This window comes from Amycolatopsis sp. EV170708-02-1 (assembly GCF_022479115.1).
In the GTDB taxonomy this organism is placed as follows: domain Bacteria; phylum Actinomycetota; class Actinomycetes; order Mycobacteriales; family Pseudonocardiaceae; genus Amycolatopsis.
In genome coordinates this window covers 4,808,049-4,823,660 of the sequence record NZ_CP092497.1, presented here as the reverse complement: position 1 = coordinate 4,823,660, position 15,612 = coordinate 4,808,049, and the positions used below count along the sequence as shown (strand labels likewise).

The 15,612-nt window shown below is 69.8% G+C and carries 17 protein-coding genes; 9 read left to right on the top strand and 8 right to left on the bottom strand.

Annotation, left to right across the window (positions count from 1 at the left end):
* Nucleotides 1-2: 2 nt before the first annotated feature.
* Complete coding sequence (locus tag MJQ72_RS21980; RefSeq protein WP_240601225.1) at nt 3-1,307, bottom strand: MFS transporter; 1,305 nt, start codon at nt 1,305-1,307, stop codon at nt 3-5.
* 137 nt (nt 1,308-1,444) lie between these two features.
* Nucleotides 1,445-2,341, bottom strand: a complete 897-nt coding sequence (locus MJQ72_RS21975) for a LysR family transcriptional regulator (RefSeq protein WP_240601224.1) — start codon at nt 2,339-2,341, stop codon at nt 1,445-1,447.
* Between the two features lie 65 nt (nt 2,342-2,406).
* On the opposite strand from MJQ72_RS21975, the gene MJQ72_RS21970 reads away from it, so the two are divergent.
* From MJQ72_RS21970 to MJQ72_RS21955, 4 genes are read left to right on the top strand one after another with little or no spacing between them, the layout of a single operon-like run.
* Nucleotides 2,407-3,363 (top strand): CoA transferase subunit A, encoded by a 957-nt coding sequence (locus MJQ72_RS21970; RefSeq protein ID WP_240601223.1) that lies wholly within the window; start codon nt 2,407-2,409, stop codon nt 3,361-3,363.
* Complete coding sequence (locus MJQ72_RS21965) at nt 3,360-4,136, top strand: CoA-transferase subunit beta (protein ID WP_240601222.1); 777 nt, start codon at nt 3,360-3,362, stop codon at nt 4,134-4,136. The genes MJQ72_RS21970 and MJQ72_RS21965 overlap by 4 nt, the downstream gene beginning before the upstream one ends.
* 9 nt (nt 4,137-4,145) lie before the next feature.
* Nucleotides 4,146-5,642, top strand: coding sequence for a 3-hydroxyacyl-CoA dehydrogenase (locus tag MJQ72_RS21960; protein ID WP_240601221.1), 1,497 nt, complete (start codon nt 4,146-4,148; stop codon nt 5,640-5,642).
* On the top strand, nt 5,639-6,799 hold the full coding sequence (locus MJQ72_RS21955) for an acyl-CoA dehydrogenase family protein (protein WP_240601220.1): 1,161 nt from the start codon (nt 5,639-5,641) through the stop codon (nt 6,797-6,799). The genes MJQ72_RS21960 and MJQ72_RS21955 overlap by 4 nt, the downstream gene beginning before the upstream one ends.
* Before the next feature lie 8 nt (nt 6,800-6,807).
* Here MJQ72_RS21955 and MJQ72_RS21950 read toward each other — a convergent pair whose 3' ends face one another.
* Entirely contained in the window at nt 6,808-7,266 is a 459-nt protein-coding gene (locus MJQ72_RS21950; RefSeq protein ID WP_240601219.1) for a GNAT family N-acetyltransferase, read from the bottom strand.
* Nucleotides 7,267-7,349: 83 nt separating this feature from the next.
* Between MJQ72_RS21950 and MJQ72_RS21945 the strand changes: the two genes are divergently transcribed.
* Nucleotides 7,350-8,927, top strand: coding sequence for a hypothetical protein (locus MJQ72_RS21945; RefSeq protein WP_240601218.1), 1,578 nt, complete (start codon nt 7,350-7,352; stop codon nt 8,925-8,927).
* A 3-nt stretch (nt 8,928-8,930) separates the two neighbouring features.
* Here MJQ72_RS21945 and MJQ72_RS21940 read toward each other — a convergent pair whose 3' ends face one another.
* The 4 genes from MJQ72_RS21940 to MJQ72_RS21925 all read right to left on the bottom strand — a co-directional run bounded on the left by MJQ72_RS21940 (nt 8,931) and on the right by MJQ72_RS21925 (nt 10,787).
* On the bottom strand, nt 8,931-9,374 hold the full coding sequence (locus tag MJQ72_RS21940; protein WP_240601217.1) for a hypothetical protein: 444 nt from the start codon (nt 9,372-9,374) through the stop codon (nt 8,931-8,933).
* A 35-nt stretch (nt 9,375-9,409) separates the two neighbouring features.
* On the bottom strand, nt 9,410-9,598 hold the full coding sequence (locus MJQ72_RS21935; RefSeq protein ID WP_240601216.1) for a hypothetical protein: 189 nt from the start codon (nt 9,596-9,598) through the stop codon (nt 9,410-9,412).
* Nucleotides 9,599-10,027, bottom strand: coding sequence for a hypothetical protein (locus MJQ72_RS21930; protein ID WP_240601215.1), 429 nt, complete (start codon nt 10,025-10,027; stop codon nt 9,599-9,601).
* 292 nt (nt 10,028-10,319) lie between these two features.
* The gene (locus tag MJQ72_RS21925; RefSeq protein ID WP_240601214.1) at nt 10,320-10,787 is read right to left on the bottom strand and encodes a helix-turn-helix transcriptional regulator; all 468 of its coding nucleotides are present in this window, start codon (nt 10,785-10,787) and stop codon (nt 10,320-10,322) included.
* Between the two features lie 129 nt (nt 10,788-10,916).
* Here MJQ72_RS21925 and MJQ72_RS21920 point away from each other — a divergent pair, with 129 nt between their 5' ends.
* The 4 genes from MJQ72_RS21920 to MJQ72_RS21905 are packed head-to-tail and all read left to right on the top strand — an operon-like array spanning nt 10,917 to nt 14,180.
* A complete protein-coding gene (locus MJQ72_RS21920) occupies nt 10,917-11,558 on the top strand; it encodes a low molecular weight phosphatase family protein (protein WP_240601213.1) in 642 nt (213 codons plus the stop codon).
* Between the two features lie 44 nt (nt 11,559-11,602).
* Entirely contained in the window at nt 11,603-12,007 is a 405-nt protein-coding gene (locus MJQ72_RS21915) for an arsenate reductase ArsC (RefSeq protein ID WP_240601212.1), read from the top strand.
* Between the two features lie 29 nt (nt 12,008-12,036).
* Nucleotides 12,037-13,125, top strand: coding sequence for an ACR3 family arsenite efflux transporter (gene arsB / locus MJQ72_RS21910; RefSeq protein ID WP_315860895.1), 1,089 nt, complete (start codon nt 12,037-12,039; stop codon nt 13,123-13,125).
* Complete coding sequence (locus tag MJQ72_RS21905; protein WP_240601211.1) at nt 13,083-14,180, top strand: ArsO family NAD(P)H-dependent flavin-containing monooxygenase; 1,098 nt, start codon at nt 13,083-13,085, stop codon at nt 14,178-14,180. Before arsB ends, MJQ72_RS21905 begins: the two co-directional genes overlap by 43 nt.
* Nucleotides 14,181-14,203: 23 nt before the next feature.
* On the opposite strand, the gene MJQ72_RS21900 is transcribed toward MJQ72_RS21905, so the two are convergent.
* Nucleotides 14,204-15,541 carry an NAD(P)-binding domain-containing protein gene (locus MJQ72_RS21900; protein ID WP_240601210.1) on the bottom strand — a complete coding sequence of 446 codons (1,338 nt, stop codon included), beginning with the start codon at nt 15,539-15,541 and terminating at the stop codon, nt 14,204-14,206.
* Nucleotides 15,542-15,612: the final 71 nt, after the last annotated feature.

Genomic DNA, 15,612 nt, shown 5'->3' with positions numbered 1-15,612 from the left:
GGTCACCACCGCAGTGGCGGGGCGGGCTCTTCGGCGCGCTCGTCGTAGCTCGGCCGCTTCAGCAGGGCCAGCATGCAGCCCAGCGTCAGCAGGACCTGGAACACCGCGAACACGATCACGGCGGTGATCGAGCCGGTGAGGTTGAGCAGGAACTGGCCCACGATCGGCGTCGTGCCCCCGAGCAGCGTGCCGCAGAGCTGGTAGCACAGCGAGATCCCGGTGTAGCGCACATGCGCGGGGAACCGGCTGGCGAGCATGCCCGCGAGCGCGGCGTAGTAGAGGCAGTGCGGCACGGTGGCGACGACGACGCCGACCATCGCCGAGGTGTAGTCGCCCGTGCCGATCAGCAGGAACATCAGCGGCATCAGCACGAGTTCGGGCAGCAGCATCACCGACACCGCGCGGCGCCAGCTGGTCATCTTCGTGACGATCACCGCGCCCCACGGCTGCACCAGGATCTGGGTGATGTTGGCGACCAGGATGATGGTGAGGAAGGAGCTGCGGCTGAAACCGATGTCCGACGTCGCCCAAGACAGCGCGAAGGTGGACTTGAAGTAGGTGGCGGACAGCCCGATGGTGCAGGCGCCGATGCCGAGCACGATGAGCATCGGGTGGTTGCGGAGCACCTCGGTCAGCGGCAGTTTGGCGACCTTCTTGGTCTTGATCAGTCCCGCCATGGCCGGGGATTCGGTGACCTTCAGCCGGATGAACAGCCCGACGACGACCAGCAGCGCGGAGGCCAGGAACGGGATCCGCCAGCCCCAGCCGACGAACGCCGCGTCCGGCAGCTGGCTGATGGCGAGGAAGCTGACCGTGCTCAGCGTGTTGCCCACCGGCGAACCCTGCTGGGCGAAGGCGCCGTAGAGGATCGATTTCCCCTTGGGCGCGTGTTCCGAGGCGATGAGCACCGAACCGCCCCATTCGCCGCCGAGCCCGATGCCCTGGATCATCCGGATGAGCACGAGCAGGATCGGCGCGGCCACGCCGATCGTCGCGTAGCCGGGCAGCACCCCGATCAGGGTGGTCGAGATGCCCATCAGCAGCAGCGTGATGACCAAGGTCTTCTTGCGGCCGAGCCGGTCGCCGATATGGCCGAAGATGACGCCGCCGAGCGGCCTGGCGAGGAAACCGACCCAGAAGGTCGCGAAGGCGACCAGGGTGCCGATCGCCCCGTCGAGCTCGGGGAAGAAGACCTTGTCGAACACCAGCGCGGAAGCGGTGCCGTAGATGTAGAAGTCGAACCACTCGATGGTCGAGCCGATGAAGGCCCCGATGCCCGCGCGTTTCGCGGTCGAGTCCGCCGCCATGCCGTCTCCTTGGATCGCCGTTGTTCCCGGGCACGGCGACCCCCGGCGCCAACGTCCCTGTTCTGGCCGGAACGATGCCAGCCGTCACCGAGACACGTCCAATACCGAATAGGCCGGTCAGTAAGTGCTTCTGCGTATCAATCGCCGGGCGTGGGCAGGGCCTCCTCGGCGACGGCCAGCACCGTCCGCAGGGCGGCGGACGGGTTGTCGGCGCGCCAGGCCAAGGCGGCCTGCAGGCGCGTCGCCTTGCCGGCGAGGCGCCGGTAGACCAGCCCCGTCTGCTGGATGTGCTGGCAGGACGTGAGGGTCAGCGTCACCCCGACCCCGGCCGCCACCAGCGCCAGGATCGTGTACGAATCCGGCGCCTCCTGGACCACCTTCGGGGTGAACCCGCCCTCCGCGCAGGCCTTGACGGTGGCCTCGCGCACCGTCGAGCCCGCGTTCGCGGGGAAGCTGACGAAGACCTCGGAGGCCAGTTCCTCGATGGGGATACGCCGGTGCCCGGCCAGCCGATGGTCCGAAGGCAGCGCGCAGATCAGCTCCTCCTCGTCGATCACCCTGGCCCGCACACCCGGCTGGGTGACCGGCAGGCGGACGAAACCGAGATCCAGCGAACCGTCCGCGACGCGGTCCAGCGCCACGTTGGCGTACGTCTGCCCGCGCATCACCAGTTCGAGTCCGGGGTGCGCGGCCCGCACCGCCCTGGTCAGCAGCGGCAGCGACTCGTGGCTCGACGCCCCGGCGAAGCCGACGGTGACCCGTCCGAACTCCCCGCGACCCGCGGCTTTCGCGGCGCGGGTGGCCAGGTCGAGGTCTTCCAGCACGGTGCGGGCGGGGCTGAGGAAGGATTCGCCCGCGCTGGTGAGGCGCACGGAGCGGGTGTTGCGCTCGAACAGCGCGACCCCGAGTTCGCGTTCGAGCTGCCGGATCTGCTGGCTCAGCGGGGGCTGGGCCATCTGCAGGCGCTTCGCGGCGCGGCCGAAATGCAGTTCCTCGGCCACCGCCAGGAAGGCGTTCAGATGACGGAACTCCATGTCGCACCTCGATTATTCTGAACTGGATATCAATCTGACCTTAATTCGGTATTGGACTCTGCACAATGCCGACTGGCACGGTGAATCCCGTGACCGACAAGACCACCACGATGGCCGAGGCCATCGCCGCCTTCGTGCACGACGGCGACACTGTCGCGCTCGAAGGGTTCACGCATCTGATCCCGACCGCGGCGGGCCACGAGATCATCCGGCAGGGCCGCCGCGACCTCACCGTGGTCCGGATGACCGCGGATATCGTCGTGGACCAGATGCTGGCGGGCGGCTGTGTCCGCAAACTGGTGTCGTCGTTCGTCGGCAACTCCTCGGCGGGCTCGCTCGGGGAGCTGCGGCGGCGGATCGAGCGCGCCGAACCCGAACCGCTGGAGTTCGAGGAATACAGCCACTACGGCATGATCGGCCGCTATCTGGCCGGCGCGCAGCGGCTGCCGTTCTACCCGGTGCGCTCGTACGCGGGCAGCGATCTGCCGTCGGTCAACCCCGGTCTCCGCAAGGTGACCTCGCCCTACGACGACGGCGAGCAGATCTACGTGGTGCCGCCGGTCAACCCGGACGTGACGATCGTCCACGCCCAGCGGGCGGACCGGTCGGGCAACACCCAGGTCTGGGGCTTGACCGGAATCCAGGCCGAAGCCGTGTACGCGGCGAAGAAGGCCGTGGTGGTGGTCGAGGAGATCGTCGACGACGACGTGATCCGCCGGGATCCCAACCGCACGCTCATTCCCGCGCACGCCGTCGACGCCGTGGTGGCCTGCCCGCGCGGCGCGCACCCGTCGTTCGCCCAGGGGTACTACGACCGGGACAACGCCTTCTATCGCGGCTGGTCGGCGATCAGCGCGGATCCGGCGCGCCTGCGCGAGTGGCTGGGGGAGTGGGTGTTCGGCACGCGGGATCACGCGGAATACGTGGCGAAACTGGGGGAGCGCTACTGGTCGGGCCTCGCCGTCGACGACGCGCTGAGCCTGCCGGTGAACTACGGACGGCGACGGGAGAACGCACGATGACGTCCACAATGGACACCGGAACGACTTCGTCCGAACTGCTGTCGGTGGTCGCTTCCCGGGAACTGGCCGGGAAACGCACGGTGTTCGCCGGGATCGGCCTTCCGACGCTGGCCGCGTCGCTCGCCCACCTCACGGTCGCGCCGGATCTGGAGATCGTCTACGAATCCGGGGTCTGCGGCGCGCATCCTTCGCAGCTTCCGGAGACGATCGCCGACGCCGTCCTGATCACCGGTGCCGAAGCGGTGCTCTCGATGCCCGCGCTGTTCGGCAACGTGCTGCAGGGCGGGCATATCGACGTCGGTTTCCTCGGTGCCGCGCAGATCGACCGGTGGGGGAACCTGAACTCGTCGGTGATCGGCGACTGGGCCGATCCCGCGGTGCGGCTGCCCGGCCCCGGCGGCGCGATGGAGGTGATGGCGAACTCCGGCGAGGTCTTCGTCGTGATGCGCCGCCACGACCCCAGGTCCTTTGTGGACAAGCTGGACTTCTGCACCTCGCCCGGCCCTGATCGTGCGCTGGCCGACGGCATCCGCCCGCTCGGCGCGGGCGTCACCAGGGTGATCACCGAACTCGGCATCCTCGCGCGGCCGGGCGTCGGCGAACCCCTGCGGCTGGTCGCCGTCCACCCCGGCGTGACGGCCGGCCAGGTGCGCGCGGCCACCGGCTGGCCGCTGGAGGTCGATGCCGGCCTGGCCACGATCGAACCACCCGCCGACGCCGAGCTCCGGCGGCTGCGGGAAGAAGTCGACCCCGGTCGCGTCTACCTGCGTTGAGGAGTGAACATGCGGATCAGGGTCATCGGAACCGGTGTGATGGGCCGGGGGATCGCGCAGTGGGCGGCGACCGCCGGGCACACCGTCGAGCTCGCCGACGCGCGGAGTGACGCCGTCGGCGAAGCGATCGGCTTCATCGGAGATCTGCTCGACCGCGCGGTCGCCAAAGGACGGATGACGGAACCGGAGGCGGGCGAGGTCCGTGCCAGGCTCGTGCCGCTGGACGCGGTTTCGGCGCCGGGCGACGGCGTGGATCTGGTGATCGAAGCCATCCGTGAAGACCTGGACACCAAAGCCGCCCTCTTCGGTGAGCTGGAAGCGGTGCTGCCGCCCACGACCATCTTCGCGACGAACACCTCCTCGCTGCCGGTCACCCGGATCGCCGCGACGCTGGCCGATCCGTCGCGCCTCGCCGGTTTGCACTTCTTCAACCCGGTGCCGTTGATGAAGATCGTCGAGGTCGTCCCGGGAGCGGCCACTCGGCCCGACATCCCCGGCACGCTGGCCGATCTGGTGCGCGCGTCCGGGCATCGCGCGGTGACGGTCGCCGACACCCCGGGCTTCCTGGTCAATCACGCCGGACGCGGGCTGGTCACCGAGGCGTTCGCGCTGCTGGAGGATTCGGTCGCCGAACCGGTGGTGATCGACCGGATCGCCCGCGACGTGCTCGGCCTGCGGATGGGCCCGTTCGAGCTGATGGACCTGACCGGTCTCGACGTGACGGCCGCCGTCATCGACTCGATCTGGACCGGGTTCCGGCATTCCGACCGGCTGCGGCCCTCGTTCCTCACCCCGAACCGGGTGGCCGCCGGGCTGTACGGCCGCAAGAGCGGGCGCGGGTTCTACGATCATCGCCCCGGCGCCGAGACCGCCGCCGAAGCACCGGTCACCGCCGCCGGGTGTCCACTGTGGATCGCCGGATCGGGACCGGACGCCGACGCCTTGCGCGCGGCCTTCCCGGAATCCTTGGACGAGCCCACATCCGAAGCCGTCGTACTGGTGCCTGTCTGGGGAAACACTGTCGCGGCGGCGATCGCGGCGCACGGGCTGCCCGCTGCCCGCACGTTCGGCGTGGACCCGCTCTCGCTCGCCACCCGGCGCCGCGTGCTGGCCGTGACCCCGGCGTCGGATCCGGACGCGGTCCGGGCCGCCGTCGGCGCGGTGGCGGCGGGTGCCGAGGCGGTGTCGGTGGTGCGGGACACCGCCGGTTCGGTCGCGCAGCGCCTGCTGGCCTCGATCGTCTCGGTCGCCGCGTCGATCGCGGAACGGTCGCTGGCCGCACCGGAGGACATCGACCTCGCCGTCACGGCCGCCCTCGGCTACCCGTCCGGGCCGCTCGCCTGGGGCGATCGGATCGGCGCCGCCCGCCTGCTCGAACTCCAGAACCGGCTGCACGAGAGCACCGGCGATCCGCGCTACCGGCCGACACGCTGGCTGCGGGAACGCGCCGGACTCGGGCTGCCCCTGACCACCCCCGCCTACCCGCTGGAGAAGGAAACACCGTGATTTCACCGGATTTCGGCCTGACCGAGACGCAGCGCGACATCCGCGCCATGGCCGCGCGGTTCGTCGACGACGAGATCGCGCCGCACGCGGCGGAATGGGATCGCGCCGAACAGGTCGATCGCGGCATCGTGAAACGCCTGGGAGAACTGGGATTCCTCGGTCTCATGGTCCCGGAGGCCTACGGCGGCGTGGACGCGGACATGCTGTCCTACGTCCTGGTGACCGAGGAGCTGGGGCGAGGCGACTCGGCGGTGCGCGGGATCGTGTCGGTGTCGCTCGGGCTGGTCACCAAGACCATCGTGACGCACGGTACGGACGAACAGCGTGAGTACTGGCTGCCCCGCCTCGTCAGCGGTGATGCTCTCGGTTGCTTCGCCCTCACCGAGCCGGGCACCGGCTCAGACGCGGCGTCGGTCAGTACCCGCGCCACCCGTGACGGCGGAGACTGGGTCCTCGACGGCGGGAAGATGTTCATCACCAACGGAACCTGGGCGCAGGTGGCGCTGACGTTCGCCCGGACCAGCGAACGCGGCCTCACCGCCTTTCTCGTGCCGACCGACTCGCCGGGCCTGGGCGCGAGGGAGATCCACGGCAAGCTCGGCCTGCGCGGCCAGGCGACCGCGGAGCTGACCTTCGACGGCGTGCGCGTGCCCGATTCGGCGCGGCTGGGCGAGGTGGATCGCGGTCTGGGCATCGCGCTGGGCGCGCTGTCCCGCGGCCGGGTCTCGGTCGCCGCCGGCGCCGTCGGGCTCGCGCAGGCCGCCGTGGACGCAGCCGTGCGGTATTCCACCGAACGCACCCAGTTCGGCCGTCCGATCGCCTCGTTCCAGCTGGTGCAGGAACTGCTCGCCGATTCCGCGGTGGACGTCCGGGCCGCCCGCCTGCTCACCCATCACGTGGCACGGATCGCCGATTCCGGTGTCTCGCCGAAGGATTACGCGACCGACGCGTCCATCGCGAAATACCACGCGAGCGAAGCGGCGGTGCGCGTCAGCAACAACTGCCTCCAGGTCTTCGGTGGCTACGGGTTCATCGACGAGTTCCCGGCAGGCAAATACCTGCGCGACGCCCGCGTGCTGACCCTCTACGAGGGCACCAGCCAGGTGCAGAAACTGCTGATCGGCCGTGATCTCACCGGTGTCGACGCGATGCTCTGAGCGCGTCGCTAACGACCGCAGCGATCCACGCGTTTCCACGGCCAATCCGAGACGAGCCAGCGTGCGACGGCGTCGGCGAGCGTGGCATCCAGTTCCGCTTTGTCGGCCCGTACCCACGACTGCACCGTGACGTCCCACTCGTCGGAGGCGGTGGGGTACAGGTAGACGCAACCGATGACGTCGCCGTCCGCCGGGCCGAGGACGGTGAACGTGAAACCGGTGTGTCGCGCGAAGTCCTCGGCGTGGCGGCGCAGATCGGCGAGGTTCTCGTCGAGGGTCATGCCGTCGCGTGGCGGCCAGTCGCCGTCGGGATAGCCGGGAGTGGAGCGGATGTGCTCGATACTCGACATCCAGGCGGCATGGTCGGCCGGATTGTGTTCCGGTCCCAAGGGTTCGAGGCGGAACTCGTCGGCGACGAGCGCGGTCGGCGGGACGAAACCGGCTGGTACGAACGTATCCGCGGGCATGGTCGGACCGTAGTGGCAGATCGGGCCGATCGCATTCGAGTTTCGCGCTTGCCGTCGTGCCGTGGGCAGGCCAGCATGATCGGGTGTCAGACGAGGGGATGGAGCGGCGCCTGCTCGACGCGGTCCGCGACGGCGAGGTGCTCGACCTGACCGGTGGCGGAACGGTCGATCCGGACGAGATGCCGTCCTGGGGAAGCGGCCGCACCGTCTCGGCGGCGCTGATCCGTGACCTGGTCCGGAGCCGCCGGGACGTCGAGGCGGACCCGCACGGGCTGCGGCTGCGCGGGGCGCGGATCACCGGCCGTCTCGATCTGGCGAACATCGACGGCGGAACGCGGGTCGAACTGCTCGACTGTTTCGTACCCGACGGCCTGGACCTGCGCGATGGCCGCCTGCCGGGCCTGGCGCTGGACCGTTCGTGGTTCGGGCATTCCGCGCAGGACCCGCCGGTGGACGCCGAAAGGTTCACCGCCTCGGCGATGACGATGAACGGTGTGGTCGCGACCGCCCGCACCTCGGCCGGTGCGGTCCGGTTGCGCGGCGCCCATCTCGGGCTATGGGAGTGCGAGGGGGCGCGGCTGGAAAACACGTCCGGGCCCGCCGTGGACGCCGAATTCCTTCGAGTCGATCATGTCGTGTCCCTTTGCCGCGGGTTCGAAGCCACCGGCACCGGCGAGCAGGGCGCGGTGCGGCTCGTCGGCGCCCATCTCGGCAGGCTGGAAGCCGATGGGGCGTGCCTGACGAACCCGGACGGGCCCGCCCTGCAAGCCGACCGGCTGCGCGTCGATCACGGCGTGTTCCTGCGCGCCGGATTCCGGGCGACCGGCGCGGTCCAACTGGTCGATGCCCATGTCGGCCTGCTGGATTGCGACGGCGCGCGACTGGAGAGCACGGACGGGCCCGCCCTGGACGCGAACGGTCTGAAGGTCGACCGGGCCGTGTTCCTCCGCGCCGGGTTCCGGGCGACGGGCACCGCGCCCGTCGTCCTCCGGTTGAACGGTGCGTCGATCGAAGGCTCGCTGTGGTTGAACACCAGCGAGGTGACTCGGTCGGATCAGGCCTCGGGAGCGCTGATCGACATCGACGAGCTGACCTACGGAGACCTTCCGCGGCAGATCGGGCTGTCCCGGTGGCTGGAGCTGTTGCGTGCCCGTACACCCGGCTACGCCGCCCAGCCGTACCAGCAGTTGGCCGCCGTCCACCGCGCGGCAGGCCACGACAGCGAGGCGCGGGAAATCCTGATGGCGCAACGGCGTGACCAGATCCGCCGCGGCGGGCTTCGATGGCACGACCGGATGTGGGCCCGGTTCACCGGACTGGCCCTCGGCTTCGGTTATCAACCTTGGCGGGCGCTGCTGCTGTTGCTCACCGTCCTCGCCTGCTCGGTCGTGCTGGCCCTCGTCCTCGGCGGGCAGGGCGGCCTGGCGCACACCGCACGCGCGAGCGCGCCGGCGACGCCGTGCGGTGCGGTGGAACGGATCGGGGTGGGGCTGGATCTGGGGCTGCCCTTGGTCAAGACGGGCGCACGGGAGCTGTGCGCCCCCACGGGATCCGCCGCCGGGCAGGCCCTCACCGTCGCGGGCTGGGTCCTGCAGCTCGCGGCGTGGGCGTCGGCCACCCTGTTCATCGCGGGCTTCACCGGTGCCGTCCGCAAGACCTGACGGCTACCTCCGCTCGAAGATCAGGTCGTAATCCTTGCGCCAGGTGGTTCCCTGATCCTCGGACGCCTCCCAGCGGCCCGCGATCCGATCCGGCTCGACCTCGGCGACGAACCGCTGGAACATGTCGGGGTCTTCCCGGCTCAGGCTCCAGTTCGCCCCGTCGAAGGTCATGGTGAAAACCCGGCACACCCCACGTTCATCGTGGTACAGAGCCGTATAGGCGTCTCGGGTGTCGCTGCGACCGAGAACCACGACCATCTCGCTCGATGGCTGCCCGTCCTCGCCGCCCATCGTCCAGCGCAGGACCACGAACGCGTCGCCGAGCCACTCGATCGTCGCCGAACCCGGCACCTCCTGATCGGCCGGTTCCAGAAACCACGCGTCGCTCAGCGTCGTCCGCCACGATCCGACCAGGACGTCCAACCGTTCCATGGCTTCGTTGCGCATCGCTTCCTCCTCGCGTGGCCCGGGGATCCGCCAGCCTAGCGCCGGAGCGCTCGATAGCGCTTGAGTAACGCGGTGACCCGTACCGGGTCGGCGGCGTCGTTCAACTCGGCGAGCAGGTCGTCGGGGCACAGCTCGTAATGGTCGCCCCACCACCGCCGCGCCTTGTTGTCCCAGATCCGATACCCGCCGGGCACGCCCCGCGCCACGTATCGTCGCTTGGACAATCAGCCACCTCCTCTGCCGTCGAGCGTCGCTGCCCGACGGTCGTACTCGTCGAAAGCCTCTGACACGGCGCCGTCCAGGATCATGGCCAGGGCGTAGGAAATGGTCCAGATCCATTCATCGAGACGGGCCGCGTCCGCAGCACTGATCAGACCGTTCCGGCCGAGCATTCCGTCGGGCGCGACACCCCAAGCCCGCGCGAAGTGACACATCCCGACCACGGCGGAAACCACCTCACGGGGAACCAAATCGGCCTGTAGCGGCTCGGCAAGCGCTCGCAAGGCTGCCATCACTTCGTGGTAATTGTCCTCCCGCAGGCCGGTGAAGGGCCGCAACGACCCGACAAACCCCGTCTTCCAGCGCGGATCGTCCACGTTCGGGTGTGTGCAGGAGTGGAACAGGAGGGCTTCGCGGGCATCGGCCGGGGTCATGAAGGAACGCTAGCGCGAGGGTACGACAACGCCGGTCGGATGCCCGGCCATGCCGCGGGCTTTTACGGAGACGTGGTGGTCAGCGTCACCGCGCTGACGTTGGACGACTTTCGGAGCACGCCGGGCGGGCTACGTGCTCTGCCGCTTGTGGCCAGGGTTGCCCGGCGCGGTCGGCCAAGGGCTGTGGGCCGAGCCGTTGCGCCGGCGGCTGAGATCTTTCGTCGGATTGCCCGCCCATGTGGCGATCATGCGGAAGTATCGTCGCGCCACCACCTGGCCGCGAAAGTGGCCGTCACCTCCTCGGCGACGCCTTCGAGGTCCTGGATTCCTGTTCCGCCGGTCCGGTGGCCTTCTGAAGCCGACGACCGCCCGGCGATCGCAGCGGCGCGGTCCGGTCGGCCAGCGGGCCACCGGTGCGCAGAAGTGCCTCCAGTGATCGGAGTGGCCCGGGAAGGACGCGGTACCAGCTCCAGGTGCCGCGTCGCTCCCGATCGAGGATTCCCGCCGCGACCAGGACGCGGAGATGATGACTCAGCGACGGCTGCGGCATTTCGAACTCTTCGGCGAGATCGCAGAAACAGGCCTCGCCGCCGGGCGAATACCGGACCAGCGACAGCAGCCGGATCCGGATCGGATCCGAGAGGGCCTTGAACAGCTTCGCCGCCTGCTCGGCATCGTCCTGGGAGATGACCGCCGCGGGCTCGGCCATCAGCAGCGTGATGGGTACCGGCTTCCGGCCGCGCCCGGTCTCCGTCGCCACATGCCCTCCTCGGTCCGAGTGCCCTCCGACGGCGAGCGTACCCGGTGAATTGACAAACATCGATGCAAGCTTTTGAATTGGATCCATAGACTTCGATCCAGTCGTCGATCCCTGTGCCGAGGAGACGCCATGACCCACGCCACGGACGGGCTTCCCGCCCGCGAGGTGCTGGTCCAGCTCGACCGGATCGCCGACGAGCTGGGCGACAGGTTCCAAGGCACCTTCGGCCGGGAAACGGTCGAACGCTTCGTCGACGAGACGTACCGCCTGCTCGAACGGTCCGCGACGGTCAAGGTCCACCTGCCCACGCTGACCGCCCGGTTCACCCGCGAACGCCTGCTCGACCTGGCCAAGGCCGACGGGTTGACCCAGGTCACCGCGCCGCAGGTGCTGTTCGTCTGTGTGCACAACGCCGGCCGGTCGCAGATGGCCGCCGCGTTGCTCACCCACCACGCGTTCGGGCACGTCATGGTCCGCTCGGCCGGGTCGCGGCCGAGCGGGACGATCCCGCAGGTCGTCACGGACGCGCTGGGCGAGATCGGCATCGAGCCGGCGGGCGCGTTCCCGAAGCCGCTGACCGACGAGGTCGTCCGTGCCGCCGACGTGGTCGTGACCATGGGGTGCGGGGACGCGTGCCCGGTCTATCCCGGCAAGCGCTACCTCGACTGGGACGTCCCGGACCCGATCGGGCGGCCGCTGGGTGCGGTCCGCTCGATCCGCGACGAGATCGACCGCCGGGTCCGGCGGCTGCTCGAGGAACTGAAGGGCTGATATTCGATGTTCACGTGCGTCATCGGACCGAGAGGATCCTGCTCATGACCCGCACTCCCGAGGTGCTGTTCGTCTGCGTGCACAACGCCGGCCGGTCCCAGATCGCCGCCGCGCTGCTTCAGCACTATTCGCTCGGCCGCATCCTCGTGCGGTCCGCGGGGTCGGAGCCCGCCGAGATGGTGAACCCGGCCGCGGCCGCGGTGCTCGCCGAGTGGGGATTGGACATCACGGCCGAGGTGCCGAGCAAGCTGTCCACAGAGGACGTCGAAGCCTCGGACGTGGTGATCACCATGGGGTGTGGTGACACGTGTCCGGTGTTCCCCGGCAAGCGTTACCTGGACTGGCCGTTGGAGGATCCGGCCGGGCAGGGCGTCGAAGCCGTACGCCCGATCCGTGACGAGATCGACCGCCGCATCCGCGGTCTGGTAGCCGAGATCCTCGACGCCTGAACGACATACCGGAGCCAGGAGGCCCCAGCGTGACGCACACCGCCGACGAGACCTCCTCGAGTGAGGCCGACGTCCTGCACAAACTGTCCTTTCTGGACCGGTTTCTCCCGGTCTGGATCATCGTCGCGATGGTGGCCGGGCTGCTGTGGGGCAGCATCATGCCGGGGCTGCAAGGCGTCCTGGACGCGGTGAAGATCGGGCAGGTCTCGCTGCCGATCGCGCTGGGCCTGTTGCTGATGATGTACCCGGTGCTGGCCAAGGTCCGCTACGACAAGCTGGACACGGTGACCAAGGACAAGCGCACGATGGTGCTTTCCTTGGTGCTCAACTGGATTCTCGGTCCGGCGCTGATGTTCGCGCTCGCCTGGCTGATGCTGCCCGATCTGCCGGAGTACCGGACCGGGCTGATCATCGTCGGTCTCGCCCGGTGTATCGCGATGGTGATCATCTGGAACGACCTCGCCTGCGGCGATCGCGAGGCCGCGGCGGTGCTGGTCGCGCTGAACTCGGTCTTCCAGGTGATCATGTTCGGTGTGCTCGGCTGGTTCTACCTCGACCTGCTGCCCGGCTGGCTGGGTCTCGACACCACGAGTATCGACTTCTCGCCGTGGGAGATCGCGCTCAGCGTGCTCATCTTCCTCGGTATCCCGCTCGCCGCGGGCTATCTGTCCCGCCGCGTGGGGGAGGGGAGCAAGGGGCGTGACTGGTACGAAGGCACGTTCCTGCCCAAGGTCGGCCCGATCGCGCTCTACGGCCTGCTGTTCACCATCGTGATCCTGTTCGCCTTGCAGGGCGACAACATCACCTCCCGTCCGCTCGACGTCGCGCGGATCGCGTTGCCGCTGCTGGTGTACTTCGCGGTCATGTGGATCGGCGGCTACCTGCTGGGCAAGGCATCGGGCCTGTCGTACGAGCGCACCACGACGTTGGCGTTCACGGCTGCGGGCAACAACTTCGAACTCGCGATCGCCGTCGCGATCGGCGTTTTCGGCGTGACGTCGGGGCAGGCGCTCGCCGGTGTCGTCGGACCGCTGATCGAAGTGCCCGTGCTGGTCGCTCTGGTGTACGTCAGCCTGTGGCTGCGGAAACGCTGGCGAGCGAAGGCCTCGGCGGAGTGACCGGTACCGCGAGGGTGGTGGTCGTCGGCGGAGGCCAGGCCGGTCTCGCCGCGGGCTACCACCTGCGCCGCGCGGGCCTGGACTTCGTCATCCTCGACGCCCAAGCCGAACCGGGCGGCGCCTGGACCCACGGCTGGGACTCGCTGCGACTGTTCTCCCCGGCGCGGCACAGTTCGCTCCCGGGATGGCCGATGCCGCCCTACCAAGGACCCGGGTATCCGACCGCCGGGCATGTCGTCGACTATCTCGCCGCGTACGAGAAACGCTACGAGCTTCCGATCCTCCGGTCGGAAACGGTGACCGCCGTGTCCCGGGCGGGCACCGGATTGCGGGTGAGCACCGACACCGGGACCTGGGCGGCGGAGGCGGTCATCAGTGCCACCGGCACCTGGTGGCGACCCTTCCTGCCACTGATGCCCGGCGGATTCACCGGCCGCCGGCTGCACACCGTGGACTACCGGTCGCCCAAGGAGTTCGCGGGCCAGGACGTCGTGGTCGTCGGCGGCGGCAACTCCGGCGCCCAGATCGCGGCCGACCTCGTCGGCGTGGCGAACCTGACCTGGGTCACCCGCCGCCCGCCGCGTTATCTGCCCGACGACATCGACGGCAAGGCGCTCTTCGACGTCGCCACCCGCCGCCGCCAGGCGATCGAGACCGGACGGCCCGACACCGCCGGAGTGGCCGGGCTGGGCGACATCGTCGCCGTCCCGCCGGTGCGCGAAACCCGCGACGCCGGGCTGCTGGACCCGCGCCCGATGTTCGCGCGGCTGGACAGCGACGGTCCTGCGTGGACGGACGGGTCGGGATGTCGTGCCGACGCGATCATCTGGTGCACGGGGTTCCGTCCCGCGTTGGGCCATCTGGCCCCGTTGCGGCTGCGGACCACGCACGGCCGGATCCCGACCGCGGGTACCCGCGTGGTCGCCGAGCCGCGGCTGCACCTTCTCGGTTACGGCGACTGGACCGGCCCCGCCTCCGCGACCCTCATCGGTGTCGGGATGACCGCCCGCGCCGCCGTCGCCGACATCAAGGCCACGCTGGACATCGGTGGCTGACGTCGGCGACCGCGGGAACCGGGTCAGCTGACGGACGACGGCGCCGTCAGCGTCAGGACCTCCGGGGCCGGTGTGGCGCAACATCCGCCGGCCGCCGCGTCGTCCGGCTCGTCGAACAGGCCGGCGCCACCGCAGACGCCGGTCTCGGCCATGCGCAGTTCGACTCGCGCGGCCGCTTCGTGGTCGCCCGCGAGCTCGGCGGCGATGCTGCGGACCTGCTCGTAACCGGTCATGGCGAGGAACGTCGGTGCCCTGCCGTAGCTCTTCATCCCGGCCAGGTAGAAGTTCTTCTCGGGGTGGGCGAGTTCCTTCGCGCCGTGCGGGTAGACGGTCCCGCAGGAATGCACGTTCGGATCGATCAGCGGCGCGAGCGCGACCGGCGCCTGCAGCGTCGGGTCCAGCTCCAGCCGGAGCTCCGACAACCAGGTCAGGTCGGGCCGGAATCCGGCCAGCGCCACCACTTCATCGACCTGCTCGATCCGCTGTCCGGCCGAGGAGATCAGCGCGAGCTTCCCGGCGTCGTCGCGTTCGAGCGCTTCTGTGCGGAACCCGGTCACGACGGTGATCAGCCCGGACCGCACCGCCGCCTGTGCCCGCAGGCCGAGCGCGCCCCGTGCCGGGAGCTGGTCGGCGTCGCCGCCCCCGAAGGTGTTGCCGACCGAGCCGCGGCGCAGCACCCAGCTGATCCGGGTGTCCGGCGCGTCCTTCGCGAGCCCGGACAACGCGACCAGCGCGGTCAGCGCCGAGTGTCCGCTCCCCGCGACCACCACGTGCCCGCCCGCGTACCGGGCCCGTACCGCCGGGTCGTCCAGATCCGGCACACGGTAGGCGATCCGATCCGCCGCTGCTCGTTCCCCGATGGCGGGAAGTCCTTCCCCGCCAAGAGGGTTCGGGGTCGTCCAGGTCCCCGACGCGTCGATGACGGCCCGCGCCGCGATCCGCTCCTCCGCCCCGGCGGCGGTGCGGACGTGCACGGTGAACGGCTCCTCGTCACGGCCACTGTCCACGACGCGGTCCCGGCCTCGCCGCGCGACCCCGACCACCTCGGCGTCGAACCGCACCCGATCGGCGAGCGCCGTCGCGAGCGGCCGCAGATACCGCTCGGCCCAGTCCGAACCCGTCGGATACGCGTCGCCGTCGGGGCGAGCCCAGCCGGTGTCCTCCAGCAACCGCCCGGCCGCCGGAGCGACGAGCTCCGACCACGCCGAGAACAACCGCACGTGATTCCACTCGGCGACCCCCGCGCCCGCTTGCGCGCCGCGTTCCAGTACCAGCGGCTCGAAACCCCGCTCGACCAACTCGGCGGCCGCCGCCAACCCCACCGGGCCCGCGCCGATCACCACGACAGGCAGCTCGTTCATCCCCATGCACCTTTCATCGATCTATTTCGATTGAAGCGATGCGAGGGACTGTATCGACCGGGGTCGATTGA

Coding starts and splice junctions, on each gene's coding strand:
- MJQ72_RS21975 (WP_240601224.1), bottom strand. CDS start 2,341: ATGGAGTTCCGTCATCTGAACGCCTTCCTGGCGGTGGCCGAGGAACTG.
- MJQ72_RS21915 (WP_240601212.1), top strand. CDS start 11,603: ATGACCCGCACTCCCGAGGTGCTGTTCGTCTGCGTGCACAACGCCGGC.
- MJQ72_RS21970 (WP_240601223.1), top strand. CDS start 2,407: ATGCCGACTGGCACGGTGAATCCCGTGACCGACAAGACCACCACGATG.
- MJQ72_RS21980 (WP_240601225.1), bottom strand. CDS start 1,307: ATGGCGGCGGACTCGACCGCGAAACGCGCGGGCATCGGGGCCTTCATC.
- MJQ72_RS21950 (WP_240601219.1), bottom strand. CDS start 7,266: ATGCCCGCGGATACGTTCGTACCAGCCGGTTTCGTCCCGCCGACCGCG.
- MJQ72_RS21920 (WP_240601213.1), top strand. CDS start 10,917: ATGACCCACGCCACGGACGGGCTTCCCGCCCGCGAGGTGCTGGTCCAG.
- MJQ72_RS21930 (WP_240601215.1), bottom strand. CDS start 10,027: ATGACCCCGGCCGATGCCCGCGAAGCCCTCCTGTTCCACTCCTGCACA.
- MJQ72_RS21900 (WP_240601210.1), bottom strand. CDS start 15,541: ATGAACGAGCTGCCTGTCGTGGTGATCGGCGCGGGCCCGGTGGGGTTG.
- MJQ72_RS21940 (WP_240601217.1), bottom strand. CDS start 9,374: ATGCGCAACGAAGCCATGGAACGGTTGGACGTCCTGGTCGGATCGTGG.
- MJQ72_RS21960 (WP_240601221.1), top strand. CDS start 4,146: ATGCGGATCAGGGTCATCGGAACCGGTGTGATGGGCCGGGGGATCGCG.
- MJQ72_RS21965 (WP_240601222.1), top strand. CDS start 3,360: ATGACGTCCACAATGGACACCGGAACGACTTCGTCCGAACTGCTGTCG.